The 23,658-nt window shown below is 50.4% G+C and carries 28 protein-coding genes, 1 pseudogene and 1 riboswitch; of the genes and pseudogenes, 13 read left to right on the top strand and 16 right to left on the bottom strand.

What is annotated here, in order from left to right; all coding sequences use genetic code 11:
* The first annotated feature begins 9 nt into the window (after nt 1-9).
* Nucleotides 10-405: a lysozyme inhibitor LprI family protein gene (locus tag GPJ68_RS08840; RefSeq protein WP_016152584.1), complete on the top strand. Its 396-nt coding sequence runs from the start codon at nt 10-12 to the stop codon at nt 403-405.
* Here the strand turns inward: GPJ68_RS08840 and rutR are convergent.
* The 3 genes from rutR to GPJ68_RS08825 all read right to left on the bottom strand — a co-directional run bounded on the left by rutR (nt 402) and on the right by GPJ68_RS08825 (nt 2,352).
* Nucleotides 402-1,040, bottom strand: coding sequence for an HTH-type transcriptional regulator RutR (rutR, locus tag GPJ68_RS08835; protein WP_016156165.1), 639 nt, complete (start codon nt 1,038-1,040; stop codon nt 402-404). The genes GPJ68_RS08840 and rutR overlap by 4 nt on opposite strands.
* Before the next feature lie 58 nt (nt 1,041-1,098).
* Entirely contained in the window at nt 1,099-2,013 is a 915-nt protein-coding gene (locus tag GPJ68_RS08830) for a DMT family transporter (RefSeq protein ID WP_104652248.1), read from the bottom strand.
* 165 nt (nt 2,014-2,178) lie between these two features.
* Nucleotides 2,179-2,352: a general stress protein gene (locus GPJ68_RS08825; protein WP_003036022.1), complete on the bottom strand. Its 174-nt coding sequence runs from the start codon at nt 2,350-2,352 to the stop codon at nt 2,179-2,181.
* Between the two features lie 386 nt (nt 2,353-2,738).
* On the opposite strand from GPJ68_RS08825, the gene wrbA reads away from it, so the two are divergent.
* On the top strand, nt 2,739-3,335 hold the full coding sequence (wrbA, locus tag GPJ68_RS08820; RefSeq protein ID WP_003832057.1) for an NAD(P)H:quinone oxidoreductase: 597 nt from the start codon (nt 2,739-2,741) through the stop codon (nt 3,333-3,335).
* 20 nt (nt 3,336-3,355) lie between these two features.
* The gene (locus GPJ68_RS08815) at nt 3,356-3,583 is read left to right on the top strand and encodes a YccJ family protein (protein WP_016152581.1); all 228 of its coding nucleotides are present in this window, start codon (nt 3,356-3,358) and stop codon (nt 3,581-3,583) included.
* A gap of 38 nt (nt 3,584-3,621) precedes the next feature.
* On the opposite strand, the gene agp is transcribed toward GPJ68_RS08815, so the two are convergent.
* The 8 genes from agp to GPJ68_RS08775 form a co-directional block, all read right to left on the bottom strand.
* Nucleotides 3,622-4,863, bottom strand: a complete 1,242-nt coding sequence (agp, locus tag GPJ68_RS08810; protein WP_016156163.1) for a bifunctional glucose-1-phosphatase/inositol phosphatase — start codon at nt 4,861-4,863, stop codon at nt 3,622-3,624.
* An 87-nt stretch (nt 4,864-4,950) separates the two neighbouring features.
* On the bottom strand, nt 4,951-5,658 hold the full coding sequence (locus GPJ68_RS08805) for a helix-turn-helix transcriptional regulator (protein WP_016152579.1): 708 nt from the start codon (nt 5,656-5,658) through the stop codon (nt 4,951-4,953).
* A 69-nt stretch (nt 5,659-5,727) separates the two neighbouring features.
* Entirely contained in the window at nt 5,728-6,483 is a 756-nt protein-coding gene (locus tag GPJ68_RS08800) for a sulfite exporter TauE/SafE family protein (RefSeq protein ID WP_016156161.1), read from the bottom strand.
* A gap of 133 nt (nt 6,484-6,616) precedes the next feature.
* Nucleotides 6,617-7,123: a protein disulfide oxidoreductase gene (locus GPJ68_RS08795; protein WP_094169062.1), complete on the bottom strand. Its 507-nt coding sequence runs from the start codon at nt 7,121-7,123 to the stop codon at nt 6,617-6,619.
* Complete coding sequence (locus GPJ68_RS08790) at nt 7,113-7,736, bottom strand: DsbA family protein (RefSeq protein ID WP_104652247.1); 624 nt, start codon at nt 7,734-7,736, stop codon at nt 7,113-7,115. The genes GPJ68_RS08795 and GPJ68_RS08790 overlap by 11 nt, the downstream gene beginning before the upstream one ends.
* Entirely contained in the window at nt 7,733-9,613 is a 1,881-nt protein-coding gene (locus GPJ68_RS08785) for a protein-disulfide reductase DsbD (RefSeq protein WP_172860400.1), read from the bottom strand. Before GPJ68_RS08785 ends, GPJ68_RS08790 begins: the two co-directional genes overlap by 4 nt.
* A gap of 48 nt (nt 9,614-9,661) precedes the next feature.
* The gene (locus tag GPJ68_RS08780; RefSeq protein ID WP_016152574.1) at nt 9,662-10,024 is read right to left on the bottom strand and encodes a hypothetical protein; all 363 of its coding nucleotides are present in this window, start codon (nt 10,022-10,024) and stop codon (nt 9,662-9,664) included.
* Between the two features lie 70 nt (nt 10,025-10,094).
* Nucleotides 10,095-10,499 carry a VOC family protein gene (locus GPJ68_RS08775; protein WP_016156158.1) on the bottom strand — a complete coding sequence of 135 codons (405 nt, stop codon included), beginning with the start codon at nt 10,497-10,499 and terminating at the stop codon, nt 10,095-10,097.
* Between the two features lie 397 nt (nt 10,500-10,896).
* Here GPJ68_RS08775 and dsbA point away from each other — a divergent pair, with 397 nt between their 5' ends.
* The 4 genes from dsbA (at nt 10,897) to GPJ68_RS08755 (ending at nt 13,748) form a co-directional block, all read left to right on the top strand.
* The gene (gene dsbA / locus GPJ68_RS08770; protein WP_104652256.1) at nt 10,897-11,520 is read left to right on the top strand and encodes a thiol:disulfide interchange protein DsbA; all 624 of its coding nucleotides are present in this window, start codon (nt 10,897-10,899) and stop codon (nt 11,518-11,520) included.
* Nucleotides 11,521-11,726: 206 nt separating this feature from the next.
* Nucleotides 11,727-12,647, top strand: coding sequence for a curved DNA-binding protein (gene cbpA / locus GPJ68_RS08765; protein ID WP_016152571.1), 921 nt, complete (start codon nt 11,727-11,729; stop codon nt 12,645-12,647).
* On the top strand, nt 12,647-12,940 hold the full coding sequence (gene cbpM, locus GPJ68_RS08760) for a chaperone modulator CbpM (RefSeq protein WP_016156156.1): 294 nt from the start codon (nt 12,647-12,649) through the stop codon (nt 12,938-12,940). The genes cbpA and cbpM overlap by 1 nt, the downstream gene beginning before the upstream one ends.
* A 121-nt stretch (nt 12,941-13,061) precedes the next feature.
* A complete protein-coding gene (locus GPJ68_RS08755) occupies nt 13,062-13,748 on the top strand; it encodes a Crp/Fnr family transcriptional regulator (RefSeq protein WP_104652245.1) in 687 nt (228 codons plus the stop codon).
* A 47-nt stretch (nt 13,749-13,795) separates the two neighbouring features.
* Here GPJ68_RS08755 and GPJ68_RS08750 read toward each other — a convergent pair whose 3' ends face one another.
* The 5 genes and pseudogenes from GPJ68_RS08750 to GPJ68_RS08735 form a co-directional block, all read right to left on the bottom strand.
* A complete protein-coding gene (locus GPJ68_RS08750) occupies nt 13,796-14,632 on the bottom strand; it encodes an outer membrane protein OmpK (RefSeq protein WP_104652244.1) in 837 nt (278 codons plus the stop codon).
* A gap of 95 nt (nt 14,633-14,727) precedes the next feature.
* Entirely contained in the window at nt 14,728-15,882 is a 1,155-nt protein-coding gene (tsgA, locus tag GPJ68_RS08745) for an MFS transporter TsgA (RefSeq protein WP_104652243.1), read from the bottom strand.
* Nucleotides 15,883-15,920: 38 nt separating this feature from the next.
* Nucleotides 15,921-16,628, bottom strand: a complete 708-nt coding sequence (gene deoD, locus GPJ68_RS08740) for a purine-nucleoside phosphorylase (protein WP_046274454.1) — start codon at nt 16,626-16,628, stop codon at nt 15,921-15,923.
* Between the two features lie 184 nt (nt 16,629-16,812).
* A pseudogene (locus GPJ68_RS25110) lies at nt 16,813-16,920 on the bottom strand (hypothetical protein); the annotation flags it as partial.
* A 147-nt stretch (nt 16,921-17,067) separates the two neighbouring features.
* Nucleotides 17,068-17,877 (bottom strand): CatB-related O-acetyltransferase, encoded by an 810-nt coding sequence (locus GPJ68_RS08735; RefSeq protein WP_101699901.1) that lies wholly within the window; start codon nt 17,875-17,877, stop codon nt 17,068-17,070.
* A 552-nt stretch (nt 17,878-18,429) separates the two neighbouring features.
* On the opposite strand from GPJ68_RS08735, the gene GPJ68_RS08730 reads away from it, so the two are divergent.
* The 6 genes from GPJ68_RS08730 (at nt 18,430) to petA (ending at nt 23,657) form a co-directional block, all read left to right on the top strand.
* Nucleotides 18,430-18,969, top strand: a complete 540-nt coding sequence (locus GPJ68_RS08730) for a GNAT family N-acetyltransferase (RefSeq protein WP_172452816.1) — start codon at nt 18,430-18,432, stop codon at nt 18,967-18,969.
* A 211-nt stretch (nt 18,970-19,180) separates the two neighbouring features.
* Nucleotides 19,181-19,405: riboswitch (cobalamin riboswitch) on the top strand.
* Nucleotides 19,406-19,625: 220 nt separating this feature from the next.
* Entirely contained in the window at nt 19,626-20,681 is a 1,056-nt protein-coding gene (locus GPJ68_RS08725; protein WP_103929108.1) for an ABC transporter substrate-binding protein, read from the top strand.
* 66 nt (nt 20,682-20,747) lie between these two features.
* Complete coding sequence (locus GPJ68_RS08720) at nt 20,748-21,815, top strand: iron ABC transporter permease (RefSeq protein ID WP_016156150.1); 1,068 nt, start codon at nt 20,748-20,750, stop codon at nt 21,813-21,815.
* Nucleotides 21,812-22,627, top strand: coding sequence for an ABC transporter ATP-binding protein (locus GPJ68_RS08715; RefSeq protein WP_016156149.1), 816 nt, complete (start codon nt 21,812-21,814; stop codon nt 22,625-22,627). The genes GPJ68_RS08720 and GPJ68_RS08715 overlap by 4 nt, the downstream gene beginning before the upstream one ends.
* 10 nt (nt 22,628-22,637) lie before the next feature.
* Nucleotides 22,638-23,078 carry a pseudoazurin gene (locus GPJ68_RS08710; protein WP_104651592.1) on the top strand — a complete coding sequence of 147 codons (441 nt, stop codon included), beginning with the start codon at nt 22,638-22,640 and terminating at the stop codon, nt 23,076-23,078.
* Nucleotides 23,079-23,105: 27 nt separating this feature from the next.
* Nucleotides 23,106-23,657 carry a ubiquinol-cytochrome c reductase iron-sulfur subunit gene (petA, locus tag GPJ68_RS08705; protein WP_075847069.1) on the top strand — a complete coding sequence of 184 codons (552 nt, stop codon included), beginning with the start codon at nt 23,106-23,108 and terminating at the stop codon, nt 23,655-23,657.
* The last annotated feature ends 1 nt before the right edge of the window (nt 23,658 follow it).

Here is a 23,658-nt window from a genome sequence, read left to right as displayed (position 1 = left end):
GAGGGAAGCATGAAACGAATCGTACTGACATGTGCAGCGCTGCTGTTGAGCGGCCAGGCGCTGGCGGATGACTGCGCCAACGCGAACACTCAGATTGAGATGAACACCTGTGCGGCAGAGCAGTTTAAGGCGGCCGACACCAAACTTAATGACACTTATCAGAATGCGCTTAAGCGCGCCGCCCCGACCCAGCGCGATTTACTGAAAAAAGCGCAAATCTCATGGATAACCCTGCGCGATGCGGACTGCGCGTTAATCAGTTCCGGCACCGAAGGCGGTAGCGTCCAGGCGATGATTTCCAGCCAGTGTCTGACGGATAAAACCAACGAGCGTGAAGCGTTTCTCGCCTCGCTCTTACAGTGCGAAGAGGGCGATTTAAGCTGTCCGTTACCGCCAGCCAGTTAACGCACGCGGATCCCTTCAATAATCATCCGCTGCACGCTCTCCACCGTTTGGTTAAAAAAGGCTTCATCACGCAGCGTTGCGCCCGTTACCGCCTCTACCTGTGGGGCAAAGTCGGCGTAGTGCTGGGTTGAAGCCCAAATCATAAAAATCAGATGATGCGGATCGACCGGAGCCAGTTTCCCACTTTTGATCCAACCGGCAATCAGCGCCGATTTCTCATCAATTAGCGTTTTGAGATCGCCCGTTAATTCAGCCATCAATAAAGGCGCACCTGCCAGCATCTCCATACAAAACAGTCGTGAAGCCTGAGGGTAATCGCGCGACACTTCCAGCTTAAGGCGAATGTATTCTTTAATGGCCACCAGCGGCGCAAAGTCTTCGCGAAAAGCCTTCAACGGAGCCAGCCAGACGTCGAGGATTTGCCGCAAAACGGCAATATAGAGCACCTCTTTTGACGGGAAGTAATAAAGCAGATTCGTTTTTGACACACCCGCCTGCTCAGCGACCTGTTCGAGACGCGTGCCGTGGATCCCATATTGGGAGAAGATATTTAATGCCGCGGTTAATATGGCCTGGCGTTTTGCACTGACGGCCTGCGAGCGCTTACCTGTTTTTTTCTCTGCGCGTTGGACCATGCGCCCTCTCCTTCTTGTGAGGGCGTCAGCATACCAAATCACGCGGTGAATGGTTAAATTAAAGCGACTCCGGCGGTGCCTCTTGCACTACCCCTTTTTTCTTTTTGAACTTCAGTTCGCTGACCAGCACGCCAACAATAATGAATGCTGCGCCGAGCAAAGCCAGTAGCGGTAAGCGTTCCCCCGCCAGGCGACCAAAGATCCCCGCCCACACCGGCTCCCCGGTATAAATGACCGTCGCGCGCGTCGGCGAAACGCTGCGCTGTGCCCAGTTCATGGTGACCTGAATAATCGCACTGAAAATCCCCAATCCCAGCGCCACCACCAGCAATCCCGTAGACATCGGTGGTACGGTCTCTCCGGCCGGTCCCATCGCAATAAACGCCACTATCGAAGCGGTTGCCAGTTGTACCACCGTTACCCGCCGCACATCCACTTTTCCCGCCCACGCGCTAATCAGGATAATTTCTGCCGCAATCGCCACCGCGCCGGCGAGTGTGATCCACTCGCCTTCGCCTAAAGCCAGCAAATTGCCTCCTGGTCCGGCGAGAAAAATCAACCCGATAAAGGCCAGCACAATGCCGACACACGGCATCAGGGCGGGCATACGCCCCAGACACAGCCATTGTAAAAGCGGGACCAACGGTACGTACATCGCGGTAATAAACGCCGATTTACTGCTGGGAATAAACTGTAGCCCCCAGGTTTGCAGACTATAGCCCAACGCAATTGCGATACCGATCGCAACGCCTGCTTTGACTTCCAGCCACGTCAGTTTATGCAATGTGCGTAGTGACAAAAGCGCGACCGCCAGCGCAGCGGTGGCAAAACGCACGCCGACAAAGAAAAAAGGTCCACTCAGGGTAACGGCATATTGCACTGCCAAAAACGTGCCACCCCAGAACATAGTGATCACAATAAGGATCGCTTCCTGAGGTTTAACAGAGAAGGAATAACGAGAAAGTAATGACATGAGACACCCGATTAACTGAATGTCGTTAGTCTGCGTTGCGTTTTGTTACAGTTCAACCTTGCAGACAAAAAAAACCGCCGGAAGAAACCGGCGGCGGTGGGTGGCTACGTAACGTCTGACTCTGATCCTCAGCCGTCACGGCATATCTGACAGCTAGCCCGGCAATTACGATTTGTTGTTGCCGTGGCTATTTTTGCCCCCTTTTTTGCCTGCCTCTGAAGCGCGTTGCGGGTCATTCTTAAAATTGCCCCCGCTGTGCTGGCCACCTTTTCGACCTGCTTCTGATGCTCTTTCGCGATCTTCCGCAAAGTTGCCGGAACCGCCTCGATGGTTTGCCATTACTGACCTCCGTCATTGATTAGACATCATATTGCATAGGTACTGAGGAGTGATACCTCACGCAGCGTTACGGGCGATACCCTGAAAATAACTGCGTGGGATTAAGCATAGTGAAGCGTGGCCTGAGCAGCCGCTAACTGTAATATCCTGCAACAGGATTGGCGGTGATAGAGAAATAATCACAGCGAGAAATCAATAAGTCTTTCTTATGACTACCAAATTCCACCCGGTTAAATATGTATCATTTTGCAACAAGAGAAGTTGTTATAAAAATTGTTATAAATCAAAGAAGTGATTGTGAAATTTGCACTCCTGACAGTACGTCATATCTTTAAAGGTAGGTAGCGAGTCGCTACGGACACGGTTAACTCGAGGAGTAGTGTAAAATGGCAAAAGTTCTGGTGCTTTATTATTCCATGTACGGACACATTGAAACTATGGCCCATGCAGTCGCAGAAGGCGCAAATAAGGTTGATGGCGCGGAAGTGATTATTAAACGCGTACCAGAGACCATGCAGCCGGAGATTTTCCTCAAAGCTGGCGGCAAAACACAAAACGCACCAGTCGCAACCCCGCAAGAACTGGCAGATTACGATGCCATTATTTTTGGTACCCCCACACGCTTTGGCAATATGTCCGGTCAGATGCGCACCTTCCTCGACCAGACTGGCGGGCTGTGGGCTTCAGGCGGCCTGTACGGCAAACTCGCCAGCGTATTCAGCTCGACAGGAACCGGCGGCGGTCAGGAACAAACCATTACATCAACCTGGACTACGCTTGCTCACCATGGGATGGTGATTGTGCCTATCGGTTACGCGGCGCAAGAGCTGTTTGATGTTTCTCAAGTTCGCGGCGGTACCCCTTACGGCGCAACCACCATCGCCGGAGGCGACGGCTCACGCCAGCCAAGTCAGGAAGAATTATCTATCGCCCGCTATCAGGGTGAATATGTCGCAGGTCTGGCAGTAAAACTCAACGGCTAATCTTCAACAGGAGGATTCGAATGCCAACTCAAGAAGCGAAAGCCCATCGCGTCGGCGAATGGGCAAGTCTGCGCAATACATCGCCGGAAATAGCCGAAGCCATTTTTGAAGTCGCGCATTATGACGAGAAACTGGCGGAAAAAATTTGGGAAGAAGGTAGCGACGAGGTGCTCATCAAAGCCTTTAAGAAAACAGACAAAGATTCGCTCTTTTGGGGTGAACAGACTATCGAACGCAAAAACGTCTAGCGCTCAGACTCCCCCGCGAACACGGGGGAGTTTTTCTTTTACTTAGCCGCCTCATTCAACACGCTGTCGAACTTATCTATCGGGCAAAAGCCATCCGCATCTATCGGACACCCTTTCAGCTCCAGCGTTACACGCTGCGCCGGGGATTTCAGGGTCAGAACGTCAGCATTACGCAACTGCTGCGAGCTCTGATACACGTACTCGATTTTCATCAGATCACGATTCGCGTTGCTGTCATGCCAGCGCTGGAAGACAATCTTCCCGCCAATCGGCGTACGCTCGTTCTGATCGTGAAGCTGGTACGGTTTGAAATCCAGCGCGGTGAGCAGCGATGCGATGTTTGAGTCATGCCCCACCAGCACGGTTATTTTTGGCGCTTTTACGCGTTCAGTAACCAGCGCATTATCAATATACTTCACCAGCGGTTTGGCGACATTCTGCGCCACTTCCGGGGAGGTGAACAGGCTGTCCTGATAGCCATTTTTCAGCTTCGACAGAACCTTCCACTGTTGATCGGATTTAATCTCGCCCCAGGCGACCTTGTCCATCGGGAAGCCTTCGTAATATTGCAGCGTGAAGGCATCAACCAGCGAATTCCCGACCTTCAGCGGCCCCGAAACCCCAGGCTCCTGCTGGTATTTCGCGCTAAACGTATCTTTAGCATCGGTCAGGGAACACTGCTGTTTTTCTTTGCAGGACGGTGAGTCTTTGTAGTCGGTCATTTGCTCAAGCAACTGATAGCTGTCGTTGAGCTGCATTTGGCTACGCTCTTTCTCCATTGCCTGAACCGCCTGCTGGCTGAAGGCGGCGGAATCATCGGTGATCACCGGGTTAAAGGTGGGATCCATGGTGCCCATTTTTTCCTGATGATGGACCGGGACGTCGCAACCCGGGAAAGCACCGGTGACAAAGAACTGCGCCGTCGCGACCGTACGCTGCAGGCTGTTAGCATAGGTATAGACCGTACCCGGCGCCGGACATTCGCCCGATTTCACCATCCCCTGCTCTGCCAGCCACTCTCGCATATAGTGGCCCATATAGATTTCCAGTACGCCGCCTTTGGTGGTGAGTTGTCCGCCGGGGACATCCCATTCTGGCCATTGTTTGGGGGTGGACTGCTCAAGAACACTGCCATTATTGGCTAAAGGTGCGCGTAAGTTATGCCGACTCATCATCAATACTTGCTGAAGCTGATAGCCTTCCGGCGCGGTCTGCGCCTGCGCGGCGGTTGACATTAATACAGCCCCTGCCACGGCTGCGGCGATTAACGATTTATTCATCCCTACGACCTCTTGTTGTTATCAATCACAACAGAGTGTGACAGAAATATGACATATTTCCCGGAACGCTTTCGCAAAACGAACCATCTACGGTGTCGTTTTAATACCGAACTCGGTTTCTAATTTGCGAATGCCAAGCGGGGTGAAGGTGACGCGGCGACCACTCAGCTCCGTTTTTATCCATCGTTTTTCAATCAGCCAGCGTAGCAGCGATGCGCCAAGCACGCCGCCGGGATGGTAACGTCGTTCACTCCAGTCCAGACAACCGCAGGTTAATTTCCGCCGCGATGCGCTCGCAGCAAGGACAATCCCCATTTGTGCCAGTTTTTCCTGCCCAAGAGAGGTCAGCGTTTCACCATCCGGCGTTAACCATTGACGGGAAACCAGCGTATCGAACAGCCTCACCGCCACCTCGCCAGCGAGATGATCGTAGCAGGTTCGGGCATGTCGTAAGCCTGGCGGCGTCGTGATTTTTCGTGGCGTAGATGTAGCCCACGCCACGCCCATCAGGCGCTCCAGCAGTTCAGCGATATCGGAGCCTGCAAGGCGAAAATAACGATGCCTGCCCTGCGCGAGCGCCACAACAAAACGTTGTTCGCACAGACGCGCCAGATGCGCACTGGCGGTCGACGCTGACACATCCGCCACTGCGCTGAGTTCGGTCGCGGTCCAGGCGCGGCCATCCATCAGGGCGCACAACATTCGCGAGCGCGATTTATCGGCCATCGCCGCCGCGGTGAGCGCCATTCGTGACTCCAGAGCGCCCTCTTCCTCACTTAACATCACTGATGCCATAGCGACCTCTTTGACACTGAATGTCTGAATTAACGATGCCATGAATGCGTTCTAAAGTCACCGCACAGGTCACACCGCACGCAGCATCATCTCAATACCCAACCCGACCAAACAAAACAGAAAACAGCGTTTAAACACGAGCGGAGAAATAACCCGTCGTACACGGGTTCCTAACCACTGACCAATCAGCGCAGGAACAATGGCCAAAGCCGATAAGCTCAACGACTGTACGGGCAGCGCGTTGTGCCACCACAGACCAAGCGCCAAAGCCAATGTCGAAAACGTAAAAGAGATCCCGAGCGCCTGAACCAGTTCATCTTTCTCAAAACCCAATGACTGGATCCAGGGCACGGCGGGCATCACAAATACACCGGTTCCGCCAGTCAATAAGCCAGTAACAAATCCTATGACGAGGGAGTACGGTTTTTCATGCTGCGGAGCCACTGCAATTTTCTTTCCGGCCAGCGTCCAGATAGCGTAAGCCACCAGCGCCACGCCGAGCGCAAACTGGGTACGGGTGGTATCGCCGCCGGTAATCCAGGCGCTGGCAAGCAGTGTCGCCACCACCACCGTCAATAACATTGGCCACAGTCGTTTGACTAATTGACGCGTATTTCCGCCACCGCCAAACTGAAACAGATTGCTAATCAGCGAAGGCAACAACAGCATGGCCGCCGCCGCAACCGGCGAAATAAGCGATCCGAGGATCCCCATAGCCACGGTGGGCAATCCCATACCAGTGACGCCTTTTACCATCCCGGCGAGGACAAACGTGGCGGCAATCATCATCACCAGAGCGGGCCCAAACGCTAACGAACTCGTCATGCTGCACTTTCCTGAAAAAGAGAAGATGACCCATTCTGGACGTTAATCGCAATGCTCGCTTCGCCAGGCAACGAAATATGTCTTCCCGCTTACGGGTCATAATATAAAAATGCCGGGTTTCCCCGGCACATTATCAGAACGTTTTTGCCCACCACAGCCGAAGCTTCATGCCCCAGTAGCTGGTCCAGCCGCTGGTTGTTGACACCACCCGACCTTGTGACACTACCACCAGCGTGGGCGTGACGCTAATCGCCCAACTGCGGGAGATTGCCCCGTTCGCATCATTGATGACCGGAAAGTCCACGCCTTTACGCGACAGCCAACGAGACACCTCAGCTTCACTGCCGGAGCGTAACGCAATGGTCATCACGTTTTCCCCTTCCGAACGCAGCCTGGCGACTTCCGGCGTCGTGAAGCGGCAAACGCCGCACCAGCTCGCCCAGAAATAAAGCAGCACCGGCTCGTCTTTGCTGAGCGCCGCCAGCGTGACGGTTTCACCATCCAGCGTTTGCAAAGGCGTGCTGTCAAAAGAGCCAGGGAGCTGCGGCGCACGCCAGGCATCCATCAGCAGCATCGCCCCTGCCAACAGCGCCAGTAAGATCAGTCCTTCGCGCAGCCAGCGGCGCAGTTTACTGAGCATTGGCCGCCGCCAGCTTTTCTTTGACCACTTCCTCAAGGGTTTCCCACGGCACCGCACCGGGAATAAGCTCATCACCAATAATCGTTGCGGGGGTGCCCTGCACGCCCACCAGTCGCGCCAATTGCAGGTTAGTGCTTAGCGTTTCAGCACTTTGGGCATCCAACGTCACCGGACTGGCTCCCGATTTTTCCTGCGCCTGTTTGATACTGACGTCGGTATGGTAACCCTTTTTCTGCATCAGTTTTTCATGTAGCGCCAGAAACTGCTGCGGATGCTCAAGCCAGGTAGTCAGCACGGTCCGCGCCGCCAGTTCCGAACTTTCCCCTTTAAACGGCAGCGGTTTAATCACTACCGCCACGTCAGGATATTTCTGCACAATTTTTTCCAGCATGGGATCCAGTTGCTTGCAGTACGGGCAGTTGTAATCGGTGAAGTTTATCAGGGTCAGTTTCGCCTGCTTAGCGCCAATCCGCGGGCTGTTGGGATCGTTAAACAGGGCATCCTGGATTAACGCTTCAATTTGCTTTTCCTGTTCCGGTGTAAACGGTGCAGGCTCTTTCGCTACGCTGACGGCAGAAAACAGGGTTAACAGCAGAACAATCATTATTTTCATGGGGTTACTCCTTTGGCGTCGGTCAACGTTTGCAATACCGCATCGCGGGTCAACAACGTTGGTAACGCCTGGCCTTCCGGCAGACCGGGGCCATAAATTTGGTTATACGGCACAGCAACCTGGCCGCGTTTTTTCAGAAATTCGGTGATGGCTTCAGAAGGGAGCGTCCAGTCGCCGCGCAGCGCCACTACATCCGGCTGTTGCAAAGCGGCCTGTACGTCATCTTTATGCAATACGTTGTATTTGTTGACCTTACAAGTGATGCACCAGTCGGCAGTGACGTCAATGAACACTCGCTTATTTTGCGCCAGCGCATCCTCAATCGCCTGCTCGCTAAGCGGTTGCCAGTTCACGCTTTCTTTAGCGCTAGCGTGTCCGGCCAGCCCTAAATGTGGGAGCAGCAACGTCGCAAGCCAGATAGCCGACCCCAGCATCATGACACCGAGAAGACGCCGCAAAATATTCATCCAGCGTCCCGGACGCGGCAAACGCAGCGCCAGACCGGGACGCAGAGCCACCAGCAGCCACGGCAAGCTCATCCCCAGGCCAAGTGCGATAAACAGTCCCCACAACGTTGGTAACGAAGCGGTCAATGCCACCGCTACCGCTGTTCCCAGAAACGGGGCGCTGCACGGCGTGGCGAGCAGGGTCGCAAATGCGCCTTGCCAGAAATGTCCCGACAAGCCGTTGCCACCGTGAGTCGCTAGCGTGGTGGTCATCGCCGAAGGCAGGCGGAATTCAAACCACCCGAACAGGCTGGCGCTGAACGTCAGCATCACCACGACCATGACTCCAATGAACCACGGGTTCTGAAACTGGATCCCCCAGCCCAGCGCCTGATTGGTTAAACGTAGCACCGTCATCAATAGCGCCAGGGCCATAAAGGAGACCAGGATCCCGGCTACCGATGCGAGGAACTGACGGCGGATCTGGCGACGGCTTTTTTCCTCAACCAGCAAAATAGAGCCCAGTTTCATGCCGAGAACCGGTAACACACAGGGCATCAGGTTGAGGATCAAACCGCCCAGCAGCGCCATTAGCACCACCTGCCACAATGGGAGTGAGGCGTTCTCAATAACCGGGGCTTCGCCAATCGCAAGACGACTTTCCTGGGCAACACCGTTATCTGACAGCACCAGCGTGACCGACTTACCGCGTAAATCCGGCGCGCCTTCCCCCCAACCATCATGAACGGGCACCGTGGCGCGTAACGTCTCACCTGCGACGTGAATTTGCGGCATGCCAAAATCAGCATCATCAACGGCGTCCAGATACAGCCCAGGCGCAGTCCAGCCTCCCGCGCGGTGAGCCTCGACGACCAACTCGCCGGCCCGTACGCCAGCGCGCAAAGTATCGGTCAGGCCGCTGGCAAGCGGGATCTGCCCCATTGCCTGCGCATAGTCATGCGCAAAAGTCGGGTCCTGGGTCGTGGAGGTCACGGAAAAAGGAAAATCCGTCAACAGGCAAACGTTGCTACAGGTGGATAGCGTCAAAACACCGCTAAGCGTGGCGGGCGATCTGCCGCGCACAACCATCGGGAACGTCACATTATCGTGATAGCCCTGGGTCGTGATATTAGCGACCTCAAAGCGTGCAGGGGTTGGCCAGAACCAGTCGACCGCAGGTATTTCCCCTTGCCAGGCGATAGATGGCGCGACGCCTCCCTCGCCCGGCGAACGCCAGTAGGTTTTCCAGCCGTCCTCCAGTTTAACATCCAGCAACAGACGAGTTTCGCCGCCTGAGGACGTATCAGCGCGTAACCGTACGCTGGCGTGATCGTTATCGGGTGAACGCAGCCAGCCGGGTTCAGCCGCCCAGGATACGGGCAGCCATAGCAATAACAGACAGAGCAGCGCCTGCCTGAAAACAGTCATCATATATTTTCTCCGTGAATAATTATCTAACAGTCAGCAACGGCTGTTCTGTCATTCACGGAAGACGCAAAATCGCAGATGTACCCTTAGTGTGGGCGGCGAGATGGCTCGCGGTGGGAAAAAAGGCAGACGAAACGCCCGCACTGGCGCCAGCAGCGACAGTAGCAGACACAGCACCAGAATAGCGCCTTCGAACAGTACCGGGGGCGCCGCCAGTAATGACTTCGCGCTCAGTTCACAAGGGGTAACGGACGAGGCCTCATCGGTCTGCGCTTGTGCGCTTACGACCACGCTTGTGGCAACGGTGTCCATCTGCAACGCGTGCAGGCCCGCCATGCGTTGTGCGGTGCAAACCATCACCACAACACATGCCAGACAGAGGAACCACCATCCCATCCGTTGACGTTTCGCCATTATACCCTCACTGATTGATGCGAGTTATCTTAACCACTCACCAGGTTTTGGCAACCTTTGCGCTGTAAAGTTATGTCCTGTCATCAGCAGGATATACCGCGATTTCAATCAGATTGAGATCGGGATCTCTGACATAAACCGAGCGAATCGGTCCCATCGCACCGGTTCGTGCAACCGGTCCCTCAACAATATCGACCCCGTGCGTTTGAAACGTGGCTATCACCTCTTCCAGCGCACGCGTGGTGATAAAACACAAATCCAGCGCCCCCGGCGTTGGCGCGTAAGCTTTGGGTTCAAACTCTTTTCCCCGAATGTGGAGGTTAATTTTCTGATTGCCAAAGACGAAGGCTTTCCGCCCTTGCGCGAAGGTTTCCAGCCTCATCCCTAAAAGTTCGACATAAAAACGAACGCATGCCTCTTCATTATTGGAGGTCAATACCAGATGATCCAGGTGGTCAATCATAGCGATATCCATTTTGGTTGCTCATCTCAGACACTTACCCTATTCATTCAAACGCTACAAGAAAAAGAAAATCTTACGGCTGCGTTGACAGAACATAGCGCAACGCGTTGCGGCTCACGTTTTATAAATCAAATGATAATTAATCATATTTCCGTTTTTATTTATTACAATATAACATTGCCAAAGTAATTACGAAAATATCACGGAAGTGATCATTCACTATTTACGAAGAGTACCAAAGGATATTCGCAGAACAGTACATAAATACTGTCCCGCTACGTATTGATGCGTAAATGAAAGTAAGGGGCAGCGCATTTTTAGGTGATTATCGTATTATAGCCCGACGCAATGAAGAGCGTATTCATTCGCAGAAAATTTGTTTATTGAATGTTATTTAGAGTATATGGAAATGAAAAAATATTTATTACCCCTGATTGGGTTACTTTTTACCGTTAGCGCTCAGGCAGCACCATTTACCGACGGCAAAGAGTTTATCTCACTGGAAAAACCCGTCGCTTCAGCCCCGGCAGCGCTGAAGTTTTTCTCATTCTATTGTCCTTCCTGCTATCAGTACGATGAAGTTTTTGAAATCACTGATAACGTGAAAAAAGTTTTGCCTGCTGACGTCAAACTCACCGAATACCACGTCGACTTTTTAGGCCCTCTGGGGCAAGACATGACGCAAGCCTGGTCCGTCGCCATACTGTTGAACGTGCAAGATAAAGTTAAACCGTTGCTTTTTGATGCCGTGCAGAAAAAACAAACCATTAAATCGGCGGACGATATTCGTAACGTATTTATCAGCGCGGGCGTCAGTGCCAGTGATTATGATGCTGCATGGAATAGTTTTACCGTGAAATCACTAACCGCCAAACAGCAAGAAATGGCTAAAGCTGTAGATTTAACCGGTGTGCCCGCCTTTTTTATCAACGGTAAATATATGATCAATCCGAAAGGACTGAAATCTGATGACCTTAACGCGTTCGTACAAAACTATGCTGATACGGTCCGCTTCCTGATCACTAAATCCTGATGTTTAGCTAATCTCACTATTCGCACCACACAACAGACGTCATAACGTTAAAAAGCGCTGTTGGTGGTGCAACGCCCGCATCGTTTATAGCAATATCCTCCCTTCCCGGTTGGCATTCTCCGTTATCAGGATTACCCTAAACTTAGCGGTGATACCTGTTGTCAGGGTTCACCTTCTGCAAGTGTTGATTTACACGAGAGAACGCTATGGAATTAAAGGATTATTACGCCATTATGGGCGTGAAACCGACAGACGATCTCAAGACAATCAAGACCGCCTATCGTCGACTCGCCCGTAAATATCATCCTGATGTCAGCAAAGAGACTGACGCGGAGGCCCGGTTTAAAGAGGTTGCTGAAGCCTGGGAAGTCCTGAGTGATGAACAGCGACGCGCCGAGTACGACCAGTTGTGGCAGCACCGCAACGACCCACAGTTCAACCGTCAATTCCAACAAGGAGAGAATCAACGCTATAACGCCGAAGATTTCGACGATATCTTCTCCTCCATTTTTGGTCAGCATGCGCAACAGTCTCGCCAGCGTCATGCCAGCCGCGGGCACGATATTGAAATTGAAGTCGCCGTATTCCTCGAAGAAACGCTTACTGAGCATAGCCGCACGATCAGTTACACCCTGCCAGTTTACAATGCGTTCGGCATGGTCGAACGTGAAATTCCTAAAACGTTGAATGTGAAAATTCCGGCTGGCGTCGGTAACGGTCAGCGTATTCGTCTGAAAGGCCAGGGCACCCCCGGTGAAAACGGTGGGCCAAACGGTGATTTGTGGCTGGTGATTCATATCGCGCCACATCCGCTGTTCGATATCGTTAATCAGGATCTGGAAGTGGTCGTTCCCCTGGCGCCGTGGGAAGCCGCGCTGGGCGCGAAAGTAACCGTTCCGACGTTAAAAGAGAGCATCCTGCTGACCATTCCTGCGGGCAGCCAGGCCGGGCAGCGGTTACGCATTAAAGGCAAAGGTCTGGTAAGTAAAAAACATACCGGCGATTTGTATGCGGTGATCAAAATCGTCATGCCGCCGAAACCTGACGACGCCAGCGCCGCCCTGTGGCAGCAGTTGGCGGATGCACAAAAGACCTTTGATCCGCGCAAAGAGTGGGGGAAAGCATAATGGCTAACGTCACCGTCACCTTTACCATTACCGAGTTTTGTCTGTACACCGGTGTGTCAGAAGAAGAGCTACATGAGATTGTCGGCTTAGGGGTGATAGAACCTCATGAAGACGAGACTTTTGACGATCATGCGCTGAACGTCATGCGTCGCGCGATACGCCTGCGTCAGGAGCTGGAACTTGACTGGCCGGGAATTGCCGTTGCGCTGACGTTGCTGGAAGAGAACGCTCAACTGCGGCAGGAAAACCGCCTGCTGCGCCAGCGATTGTCTCGCTTTATCAGCCATCCTTAATGTGTCAAGGCCAGCATGGTGCTGGCCCTTTTATTATCCGCAACCCGCTCTTAATGACATTGCGCAGCAGATGGCATACAGTCAGCGATAAGAATTATCTCAAACAATAAGACGTTGAGCCATGCAGCTTAAACCCCTCACAAAAGGACGTTTTCACAATATCTGGCAGCAAGATGATGCCTTAATTGAGAAGATATTCCAGGAGTTGCTCTCTGAAACACAGATTATCCAGGAAGATGACTATCTTTACCGCCAGGGACAGGTAGTCGATCGACTGATCATGGTGCAGTCAGGAAGAATTTCTCTGCGTTATAGCGCGGAGAATGGTCGCCGTTTTCAACTGGGTGCAATGGAATGTGATGAGCAACTGTTTGGCGAAATGGAGTTTTTTACCGGGTATCGTTGCCAGCTTGATATCGTAGCCGAAGAACCGCTGACCGTGGAGGTATGCAACTGTGACCGTCTGGAGGAAGCGCTGAACCAGCACCCCAGACTGGCGATATTTTTCGCCAGCGCAATGGCCGTTGATTATCAGGATATGCTGGAAATCTTCCTGCACCGGATGCTCTACCCTATCGTACATAACGTGGCGTATGACCTGTATCGCCAGCATCAGGACAAGCAGCCAATGGATGGTTTTCATAAAAAATACCAGGAAGCTGAGCGATTTGGCACCACCGACCGGGTCTATCGGCGGGCGGTGAAAGCGCTGACGGATGCCGGGCTGGTAACGCGCACGAAGCAAGGACTGGAGATTAAGGATCTGGATGGGCTGCGTAAATTTCTCGGCAATGACATCATTGACTGACACACCAACCCTGACAAACAGAGCATTGGTGTGTCATTTCAGCGCAATCAGAACTTATAGGTGAGGTTGAAATAGTGACCCAGCCCGGTGGTACGCCCTGCTCCACCGTGTTTTTCCATCAATGCCATGTTGCGGAAATATTTTAAGCCATAACCTACTGCATAATGCTCTGAATGCCAGTAGATGCCGTTATACCATTCAATCGCGTTATTGCTATATAACGGCTGGTTAGCAATCTTGTTCGCGGCGAACTGGTAGTCAAAGTAACCCTGATAGTTCAAATAACTGCCGTTGGCGAACGTATAGAACGGCGTCGACCAGTTGGTCGAGAACATGTAACCATCCCACTTGCCTTCGTTATCCGCACCGTAATTTTCACGTACATAGTGCGCATAAATGTTCATTCCCACCAGACCAAACCACGGCACTTTAACATCCGTGCCGAGACCAACGTAATGCTCAAATAATTCCCGGTCACCAATGTTATTTACCGTTGCGATATAGAATTCGTTAAATGGCCCTACGGATAAATCTTTATTAAAAATGGCGTCGAGGGAAAAACGTGGAGATATCTTGGCAAAGAAGTTATCTCCCCCGTGACGATCGTCCTGCTCGCGATCCAAAATATCAAAGAAATCCACATAGCCATACAGATCGATAATCCCGGATCGTGCGCCAAATTCCAGCTCAAGATAGGTGTCATTACGAATACCATAAGGCACTTTCGCATCCACACTTTGCATTAAGTTCATCTGCATCCAGTTAAAATCATTTTTGCGGATGTTGCCATCAGCATAATCAGCCGCAAGCGCTTGCGTACAGCACATCGCAATTACCGCACCCAGAACTGTTTTTTTCATCATTGATTTATTTTTCTTCAGCATTTTCAATTCCTTTGAGCAAGGTTGAGTGTCGCCCCACCAGATAAATGGCGTGACGGCGGGCTATCTAATTAAAGAGGTAAGCGTTATTACTGTGTTTAATTACGTTTGAGTTTTAATGTACCCATCAACATAATAAAGATAATTAAATACAACACCGGTATTGCGTACATAATTTTCTGCAACCCCATAGTTTTTTCCATTAGCGCACTGATCGCCGGACTAAACATGGCGCCAGCACTACCGCTAATTAAAATATAAGAAACGTTCTGGCTACTCGCGCGCTTCACGAAAGAAACCCCGTAGGCAATAAAGGAGTTATACAGCGCTGCACAGACAAACCCGTAACTATAGGCCAGATAATCAAGCCCGGAGATATTTTCCTTCGTGACAATGATGGTGGTAATAACGCAAGCTAACAAAATAATGCTAAGCAAGAAATAATGTATCTTTACGCGGGAAACAATAACGGTTGAGACTAACGCGCCGACCAGCGCAGCACCCCAGTATTGCGTAATAATATTACCTGCTTCTTCGAAGGGAATACCAAATTTGTTCTTCACAAATAATGGTGCCCTGGTCAGGAAGGTATACAGCGCCAACATACCTAAGAACAGGCCGATGCCTCCGCTGATAATCCCTGGATTCCACTCGGATTTCACCGGGTCTGCGCTATCCGCTGCACGAGCCGTTTCACAGGCGGTAAAGCGGGTGAGAGCCACAACGCCCAGCGTGAGTAAGGCCACTATGCCTACGCTCAGATAGCTGTAACTCCACGACATATTGTGCGTCAGGGCGAAGGTGGTAATCAGCGGGAAAACTACGCCCGCGACGTTAAAGGTGGCGTCCTGCACCACCAGCATCGTACTTTGAATGCGATCCTGCCAAACCGAAACCACGATCGTTCCCGCCACGCACAGACCAATCCCGCCGCAGAAACCCACCAGGGTCATGGCGACCATCACCGGCCATAAGCCAGGGCTTAAGTGCATTGCGAGAGCGCAGAGGAACACTATCGAATAGATAATGAGCGTCATACGCTTAACGCCGATTTTCTCAATCAGGAAAAAGGCGGCGATGGTCCCGGCTAAAGCCCCACCGTTAAGCAACGAAAATATCGAGGCGACGGTATTCACATCGGCACTGTAGCGTACTGCAATCGGTTCAATCAGCATGCCAAACTGACTGGCAAATCCTGCCATAATAAAATTTGCCAGAAAACTAATCAGCGTAAGTGCTATTTTATTCTTCATATAATGCCATCTCTGATTGGTTCATTTAAATGCTGATGCTAAGCCGTAACAGCTGTATTTAGCGCCAGCTCTATCATATTTTTAAAGGTTAACTGCCGTTCTTCCGCCGTTGTTTCTTCTCCTGTCAGGCAATGATCGGATACGGTTAATATAGCCAACGCTTCAATATTAAACTGATGCGCTAAAGCGTATAACCCTGCCACTTCCATATCCACACCCAGCACACCAAACTTTTCCAGTGCAGGTATTAAATTTTCGTCAGGATCGTAATAAAGATCGCCACTGAAGACATTGCCGACTTTAACGTCAATACCGGCCTTCTGCGCCAATGCCCACGCCTGCTGCAATAATGAGAAATGGGCAGATGTCGCCATCGCGTAGCCCGCGCTACGTTTTAAATTAGTGACGGAATCCGTTCCGGCGGCGATGGCAAGAATAATATCTCGCATTTTGACATGATGTTGTGTTGCCCCCAGACTGCCGACACGAATAATTCTCTGTACACCGAAGTCATGTACCAGTTCATGAGCATAAAGCGTCATTGACGGAATACCCATGCCATGTCCCATCACCGAAACAGGTTGCCCAAAATAAAGACCGGTATAGCCCAGCATATTGCGTACATTGGTGACTTCGCGGTAATCCATTAGATAATTTTCGGCAATAAACTTAGCGCGAAGCGGATCGCCCGGCATAATAACGGTTGGCGCAAAATCACCCGCTTTGGCATTAATATGTGCAGTCATAACAATTCCTGAATTATGGGTATTGAAGATATGCAGGGATTGTAACCAGAGGATTGCAGAGGATTGAGGACAAAAGTCCTGCTCAGAGGATCGGCCTCTCATTTCTGAGAGTTAGTGTTGCGGGCAGATGGAAAAGCAGAAAACGGCGTCCCCGCCGCGCAGGCAGGGAAAACGCGCAGGACTATCAGGATTTATCGTTCTGTCTGAACAATAGAGCGGTGTAACGAGTATTCACTTTCCCGCTACGCTTACCATCTGGCCCGAAATAGCGATCGTTTCTACACAGACGCTCGGTGCCAGTCTGGTTAGTCCGGTCGTTGCTGCGTATGCTGACAATGGCAAAACGCTCATCGCTAGCAAGATGCTAACTTTTGTCATCGTGTTGTCCTTATCTCATTTTGCTTTCGCCGGATAACAGTCCCAACAATGACATATTAAACTAAAGAGTTGTAAATATTTCGGTAAGATTAAATTTTTTATATGCTTTTTCTTTTATAGTGCCATTCGATATCAACGTGCTCATTTCAGTGACAAAATTTATAATATCATCACACTTGCTATTATCGGGTAAATCGGTGTAATTATAGTTCCACCATTTTATTTTTAACAACTGTTCAATAATATCTGACTCAAATCTGTATTTGATAATTTTCGCAGGAACCCCTGCGACAATAGCATATGGAGGCACATCTTTAGTAACAACGGAATTTGCTGCAACAACAGCACCATCACCAATTGAAATACCACCTTTTAAAACGACATCATTGCCAATCCAGACATCATTGCCAATCGTTGTATTTTTAGGCTTTGTAATAAATGGTTTCAATACCCAGTTTTGTCCGAACTCGTTGGCAGCGTATTTATCAAACTCGCCATTATAAGTAAGCATATGAGTTGTAAAACGATTCATAGGATGGTTTCCTCCCATGATTTTTACGTTTGATGCAATACTACAAAATCTTCCGATATTTACATTACCCGGAAAATAACAGGTTGGAAATGAAAACGCACCAACGCTAGAAAAACTTTTTACTGGCATTGTGGAATATTGTTCAGCAATAACATCAGCTTCAATTCTAATTTTGTCACCTTTCGCGAACAGTAACAAATTTCTTTCTTTATAAACTTTCTTACCTCTATGATTCAAAAAGATATCGTTATCCATGCAAAATTCATAGTGCTTCCGAGTCCATCTAAAAACAAAAATTTCATTTGTGTCTTCTGAAAAATTATAGAGTCTGGTTTTCATACTGTTATTGTCTGCTTTTATTTGAAAATCTACGATTAGATTAAAGATACTCTAAACCCTAACCTTAATCAACTATTACAGTATGAAATAATCCATATTGTAAATCACCTTGTTGTGACATTTACTCTTACCACTCATAATTTAGTTTCTATAATATTCTGCTTAGAGAATGAATACAGATATGTTTTGAGACGTCGTTTTCAAAAACAAAATGTCAGATGCTTTTCTATTAGGGCAATCCAGGTAATGAAGAAAAAAATGCAGCCTCAGTTGCAAATACCTGGCAGCCCAATAGGATGCAATTCTTTTTTCTGTCCCAAGAAGACGCTGAAAACCTTAGTTCTCGCGACAGCCTGACCTTCTGCGCGAAGAGTTTTGTTAAGTGTTTCTGCCTGATTGCACTCTGTGGTGGCCGCCCAAACACCCATTTATAACCCGTAATGAGAATAGCTCCGTATGCAATTGCGAGTCTGTCTCTTACTGCTCAATATTGTTTTTAAAGTGGTCTTATTGTTATTATCATTTTCCGTTCTAAATTTGAGTTATGCTGCCATGATCCCATTTAGGTTTAGTGAGATGACTCCCGCCGATATTCCTGCTGTTCAGTCGTTTCTTGTTGAGCATCTTAATTTATACTTCAATGCCGGCAGAGCCATGCCTTCTGCCGAAGAAGATCTCTTTGATCTCGAACAACAGTATATCTTGCAGGAAAGGAATTCATTGCTTTGCGCGTGGAGTGAAAACCAGGAATTAATCGCCACACTGGCGGTATGTCAATATGATGATCGTATTACTGAACTACGTGGTCGCTATAACTTGTCTGAAACGGCGGAAATTTGTCGTTGCTACGTGGATGAGCGCTACCGCAGACAGGGGATCGGAAGTCAATTGTTTGCTTTAGCTGAGGTATTCTGTCAGCGACATCAATATAAGACTTTGTATCTCCATACACATCATTTTTTACCCGGAGGGTATTATTTCTGGTTGCGTAACAATTTTAACGTGATTATGGATATGCAGGATGAGTGGCAATTGGTACATATGGAGAGTACACAAAAAAAAGAGTCAAGCGCTGATATGCGGAACTTTTGATGGTGATCAATATGTTTCATACACAGAAATTTCAGTATGCGTGTAATTTGATCAATATCAACCAATTCTCATTTAGCTTCCTGTTGTTATTTTCATTTACAACACCGCAGTAACCAACAAAATCATAACTCACTGTATTAAATGGGCATTTCTTTCTACACCACTACCTTTTATCTCTTACCCTCTATGGTTGACCTTGTTAACAATTGCCGTTAGAGTCGCTTTCGACAGCATTTCATTACATTTTTGTATATGAATAGGAATATGGTGAGAATTATTCAATTCAATTCCATAACTGCCCCCGCAACTGTAGGCGGATGCAGAATATCCCTGTGTGGCTCATAAACCACAGGTCACTGTAAAGTTCATCTTTATGGGAAGGCCGATATTCTGATTACCGTGAGTCAGGAGACCTGCTGTCAAAGGTGTATGCCATTGAGTGGACGGGATGGTCCATGGGATGAATTATTTGACGCAAGCGGTAGTGTATTTATGAATAAGATTTTGGCTGAGTAAAGCTTATTTGCATTTTTTGCATATCTTCATTCTTAAATTTCACGATTCAATGTCATCTATCTTCATGTCTCCTCCCGATATATGGAATGAAATAAGCCATGACCAGACCTTTAGATTCTGGCATCAACGGGACGATGATAATGCACGCTAATTCTACCTTTTACTTCTCTAAAAAAACGCTTCTGGCTATTTTTGGCACGACTGCTCTCCTGCTTACTTCCGGTTTTTCCGAGGCAGCAAAAACCGAATATCCTCTGACGATTAAAAACTGTGGCCGCGATATTACCTTCAATCAGGCACCAACTCGCGTGGCGACGGTGGGTCAGAACAGTACCGAGATTCTCTATTCACTGGGGCTGGCCGATCGCGTCGTGGGTACTTCGCTGTGGTTTGGCCCAGTACTGGAGGCTTATAAAACAGCAAATGAAAAAGTCCCCGTTATCGCGCAAAATATTCCAAGCTTTGAAGGGATCGTGGCGAAAAAACCGGATCTGATCGCCAGTCAGTTTGAGTGGCAAATCGGCCCTGCTGGCACGGTTGCCTCTTACGAACAGTTTAGTGAACTTAAAATTCCCGTTTACACCGCGCCAGCTGACTGTGCGAAAGATAACGAAGATGGTGGTGATGGTGTCCGTAAGGGCATGTTTGATATTGCCATGGTGTATCAGGAAGTCGCCGATCTGGCGAAAATCTTCGATGTTCAGGATAAAGGCGAGGCGTTGATTGCCAGCCTTAAAGCACGTGAAGCCGCAGCGAAAAACAAAATTACCGGAATGAATGAGAATGTTTCCGCCGTGTTCTGGTTCTCAAGCGCCGACCTCCAGCTTGACCCTTACGTTGCCGGGAAGTTTGGTCCGGCGGCATGGATCGCCCAAACGCTGGGAGTGAAGAATGTGATTGATTCTGCTGAAGAGTGGCCAACGGTGGGTTGGGAAACCATCGCAAAAGCGAATCCTTCACTCATTGTGCTCGGTGAAATGAGCCGTCGCCGCTTCCCGGCGGATGACTGGAAGGTCAAGATGGAATACCTCAAGTCCGATCCTGTCGCCAAACTGGTTCCTGCCGTCAAGGAAAACCATCTACCGGTCATTGACGTACAGACCATGAATGCCGGGATCAGAACTATTGATGGTGTGGAAAAACTGGCTGATGCCCTTGTTGAATATGGCTTAGCACATCCGCAGGCTGCTCATTAATCTACGTTTTGCGCTATATCCTCACACGGTATAGCGCATCTCCGTTACTCAGGAACGCAGATAATCATGAGTGATTCACGCAGGATGCGTCGCGCTGTTGGTCAGCTTGCGGTGAGAGTCAGTGGACATGCCGTTTGGGTCAGTGCGCTAATGTGTGGCGTACTGCTGGCGGGGATTTCCATCGGCGAAACGCTTATCCCCTGGCAGCATGTTCTCAGCACGCTGGCAAATCATCTTTTTGATACACACTATCCTGTCGATGCGCTGGATGCAGGGATCGTCTGGAACTACCGCCTGACCCGAGCGCTGGTCTCGGCCAGTTGCGGCGCGTGCCTGGCTGTTTCCGGCGTAGTGTTACAGTCGCTGCTACGCAATGCGCTCGCCGAACCCTATCTACTGGGGATTTCTGCCGGAGCGTCCACCGGAGCGGTGCTGATTGCTCTCACTGGACTTGGGGCTGGCATCATCAGTATGTCATTGGGCGCTTTCATTGGTGCGCTGACGGCATTTCTGTTCGTTGCGCTATTGGCGATGGCCGCTGGCGGTAGACAAGGTGGGGGTGTGACAACCCAAATCATCCTTGCCGGGATCGCCAGCTCCCAGCTTTTCAATGCGATTACATCGCTTATCATCACCCGCTCAGCAAACGCCGAGCAAGCACGCGGTATTATGTTCTGGCTGTTGGGCAATTTGAGCGGTGTACGCTGGCCCGATGTAGTCTTAGCCATTCCTACCGCTCTGGTCGGTATCGCGCTGTGCTTCTGTTATGCCCGCCATCTTGATGCTTTCTCCTTTGGCGCGGAGTCTGCGGCATCGCTGGGCATTCCGGTAAAACGTACCCGTGCAGTGCTGATTGCCGCCGTCACCGGCATGACGGCGATTATGGTCTCCATTGTGGGTGCGATCGGTTTTGTCGGTCTGGTGATCCCTCATGCTGCTCGTCTGCTGGTCGGCAACCAGCATCATCGACTGCTGCCGGTTAGTGCGCTTACCGGAGCTATTTTCCTCATTATCGCTGATGTTATTTCCCGCACGTTACTACCCGGTCAGGTACTCCCAATAGGCGTGATCACGGCTCTGGTTGGCGCTCCTGCGTTTTCAATCATTCTGATTAGAGGAAACCAGAACAAATGACGGTGAATCTCGTACAGCCACTCGTTACCTCTGCGCAAGCCGTTATTGAAGCCTGTAATTTGTACTGGAAGGTAAAAGGTAAGACGATTGTTGAAGATATTTCACTCAGCGTAACGCCCGGCGAGTTTGTCGGCATCATCGGTCCCAACGGCTCGGGAAAAACGTCACTGATTTCACTGCTGGCCGGTTTGCTGAAGCCAACTTCCGGGCGTATCACCCTGCAGCAAAAGGCGCTCCAGCATTATTCGCGGCGTCACCTTGCGCAGCGGGTGGCATTGGTCGAACAACAGGCAGAAACCAGCGAGCGTCTTACCGCTTTACAAGCCGTTTCTCTGGGGCGCACGCCCTGGCTTAGCCTGCTCTCGCCCTGGTCCGCCAAAGATGACGATATCGTGCAAACTATGCTGGAGAAGGTCGATCTCCGTGAATTACAGCACCGATGCTGGCATACCTTTTCCGGGGGAGAAAAACAGCGCCTGCATATCGCCCGGGCGCTGGCGCAGCAGCCGCAGTTGTTACTGATGGATGAACCCACCAACCATCTCGACATTCAACATCAGATTGGCCTGCTTAGTCTGGTTAAACGTGAAAAGCTCACGGTCATTGCCGCTCTGCACGACCTCAATCATGCCGCGATGTTCTGCGATCGCATCATCGTCATGACATCCGGGCATATGGCGATGCAGGGGACTCCTTGCGCCGTGTTTACCCGCGAAAACCTCCATGCCTGGTTTGGTATCGACGCCATTGTTGAACATGAAACAGGCGCTGAAAACTGTTTTATCCGTTATCAAAGACCTGATGAATTTTAAGGAAGAATCGATGAAATATCTCAAACAGAGTCTGAAAGTTTTATGTTTACTCGCCCTCGCCTCTTCAACCTTCGCACAAACTCACGACGTTTTGATGAAAAATCGTGGGTCTGCGGGACCAATGGTCTATGAGCCGGATTATCTGGAGATCCAGCCCGGGGATACGGTGAAGTTTATCCGTAAACATAAGAGCCACAACGCGGCTTCAATCGCTGAATTGTCTCCGGCTAACTATCCCGGTTTTTTGGGAAAAATAGATGAAGAGATCGAAGTAACTTATGACAATGCCGGATTTTACGGCATCAAATGTACACCACATTACGCTCAGGGCATGGTGATGCTGATAAAGGTTGGAGATGCCAAGTTACCAGCAAGCTATCGGGCATTCAAAGCACCGGGTATTGCTGATAAACGCTTTCAGGAAATTTACGCGCGTATCGACAAACGTTAATCCGCGATACTCAGGGAGAAATACGAGGTGACAGAGAATAAACTTGCAGATGGCGAAATCCAGGAACAGCGCCGGGAATGCCTGTGTAAACTGACAAAATTCGTCGGCGCGGCAGGCGTCGCTGCTGCCGTCTGGCCGCTGGTTTCGGCCCTGGGCCCGGATGAGAAGACTCTTGCGGAACATGAACCGATTGATGTCTCTCTTGCGGGGGTTGCTGCTGGACAAACCGTCAGACGCGTATGGCAGGGAAAGCTGATTCTTATTCACCATCGCACCCAGAATGAGATTATTACTGCCAGAAGTGCCGACTGGCATACGCTTATCGACCCACAACCGGACAGCGAGCGGGTCTCAGCAGCTCATCCTCAATGGCTGGTGGTTCAAGGGTATTGTCCACATGCCGGGTGCGTACCCAACGCCCGACCAGGAGGGGTGGGTTGGATCTGTCCGTGCCACGGCTCAGAGTTTGATACCTCCGGGCGCGTAACGCGCGGCCCCGCGACGACCAACCTGGCAATCCCGGACTACGTTATTCATTCGGATGGTCAGGCCGTGCGTATCGGCACGAAGGAAGCCTGAA

Source organism: Citrobacter sp. 172116965, from assembly GCF_013458095.1.
In the GTDB taxonomy this organism is placed as follows: Bacteria; Pseudomonadota; Gammaproteobacteria; order Enterobacterales; family Enterobacteriaceae; genus Citrobacter; species Citrobacter braakii.
Note: the sequence above shows the minus strand (reverse complement) of the source record. Positions and strands in the feature narration are given on the sequence as shown.

Coding starts and splice junctions, on each gene's coding strand:
- GPJ68_RS08840 (WP_016152584.1), top strand. CDS start 10: ATGAAACGAATCGTACTGACATGTGCAGCGCTGCTGTTGAGCGGCCAG.
- rutR (WP_016156165.1), bottom strand. CDS start 1,040: ATGGTCCAACGCGCAGAGAAAAAAACAGGTAAGCGCTCGCAGGCCGTC.
- GPJ68_RS08830 (WP_104652248.1), bottom strand. CDS start 2,013: ATGTCATTACTTTCTCGTTATTCCTTCTCTGTTAAACCTCAGGAAGCG.
- GPJ68_RS08825 (WP_003036022.1), bottom strand. CDS start 2,352: ATGGCAAACCATCGAGGCGGTTCCGGCAACTTTGCGGAAGATCGCGAA.
- wrbA (WP_003832057.1), top strand. CDS start 2,739: ATGGCAAAAGTTCTGGTGCTTTATTATTCCATGTACGGACACATTGAA.
- GPJ68_RS08815 (WP_016152581.1), top strand. CDS start 3,356: ATGCCAACTCAAGAAGCGAAAGCCCATCGCGTCGGCGAATGGGCAAGT.
- agp (WP_016156163.1), bottom strand. CDS start 4,863: ATGAATAAATCGTTAATCGCCGCAGCCGTGGCAGGGGCTGTATTAATG.
- GPJ68_RS08805 (WP_016152579.1), bottom strand. CDS start 5,658: ATGGCATCAGTGATGTTAAGTGAGGAAGAGGGCGCTCTGGAGTCACGA.
- GPJ68_RS08800 (WP_016156161.1), bottom strand. CDS start 6,483: ATGACGAGTTCGTTAGCGTTTGGGCCCGCTCTGGTGATGATGATTGCC.
- GPJ68_RS08795 (WP_094169062.1), bottom strand. CDS start 7,123: ATGCTCAGTAAACTGCGCCGCTGGCTGCGCGAAGGACTGATCTTACTG.
- GPJ68_RS08790 (WP_104652247.1), bottom strand. CDS start 7,736: ATGAAAATAATGATTGTTCTGCTGTTAACCCTGTTTTCTGCCGTCAGC.
- GPJ68_RS08785 (WP_172860400.1), bottom strand. CDS start 9,613: ATGATGACTGTTTTCAGGCAGGCGCTGCTCTGTCTGTTATTGCTATGG.
- GPJ68_RS08780 (WP_016152574.1), bottom strand. CDS start 10,024: ATGGCGAAACGTCAACGGATGGGATGGTGGTTCCTCTGTCTGGCATGT.
- GPJ68_RS08775 (WP_016156158.1), bottom strand. CDS start 10,499: ATGGATATCGCTATGATTGACCACCTGGATCATCTGGTATTGACCTCC.
- dsbA (WP_104652256.1), top strand. CDS start 10,897: ATGAAAAAATATTTATTACCCCTGATTGGGTTACTTTTTACCGTTAGC.
- cbpA (WP_016152571.1), top strand. CDS start 11,727: ATGGAATTAAAGGATTATTACGCCATTATGGGCGTGAAACCGACAGAC.
- cbpM (WP_016156156.1), top strand. CDS start 12,647: ATGGCTAACGTCACCGTCACCTTTACCATTACCGAGTTTTGTCTGTAC.
- GPJ68_RS08755 (WP_104652245.1), top strand. CDS start 13,062: ATGCAGCTTAAACCCCTCACAAAAGGACGTTTTCACAATATCTGGCAG.
- GPJ68_RS08750 (WP_104652244.1), bottom strand. CDS start 14,632: ATGCTGAAGAAAAATAAATCAATGATGAAAAAAACAGTTCTGGGTGCG.
- tsgA (WP_104652243.1), bottom strand. CDS start 15,882: ATGAAGAATAAAATAGCACTTACGCTGATTAGTTTTCTGGCAAATTTT.
- deoD (WP_046274454.1), bottom strand. CDS start 16,628: ATGACTGCACATATTAATGCCAAAGCGGGTGATTTTGCGCCAACCGTT.
- GPJ68_RS08735 (WP_101699901.1), bottom strand. CDS start 17,877: ATGAAAACCAGACTCTATAATTTTTCAGAAGACACAAATGAAATTTTT.
- GPJ68_RS08730 (WP_172452816.1), top strand. CDS start 18,430: ATGATCCCATTTAGGTTTAGTGAGATGACTCCCGCCGATATTCCTGCT.
- GPJ68_RS08725 (WP_103929108.1), top strand. CDS start 19,626: ATGCACGCTAATTCTACCTTTTACTTCTCTAAAAAAACGCTTCTGGCT.
- GPJ68_RS08720 (WP_016156150.1), top strand. CDS start 20,748: ATGAGTGATTCACGCAGGATGCGTCGCGCTGTTGGTCAGCTTGCGGTG.
- GPJ68_RS08715 (WP_016156149.1), top strand. CDS start 21,812: ATGACGGTGAATCTCGTACAGCCACTCGTTACCTCTGCGCAAGCCGTT.
- GPJ68_RS08710 (WP_104651592.1), top strand. CDS start 22,638: ATGAAATATCTCAAACAGAGTCTGAAAGTTTTATGTTTACTCGCCCTC.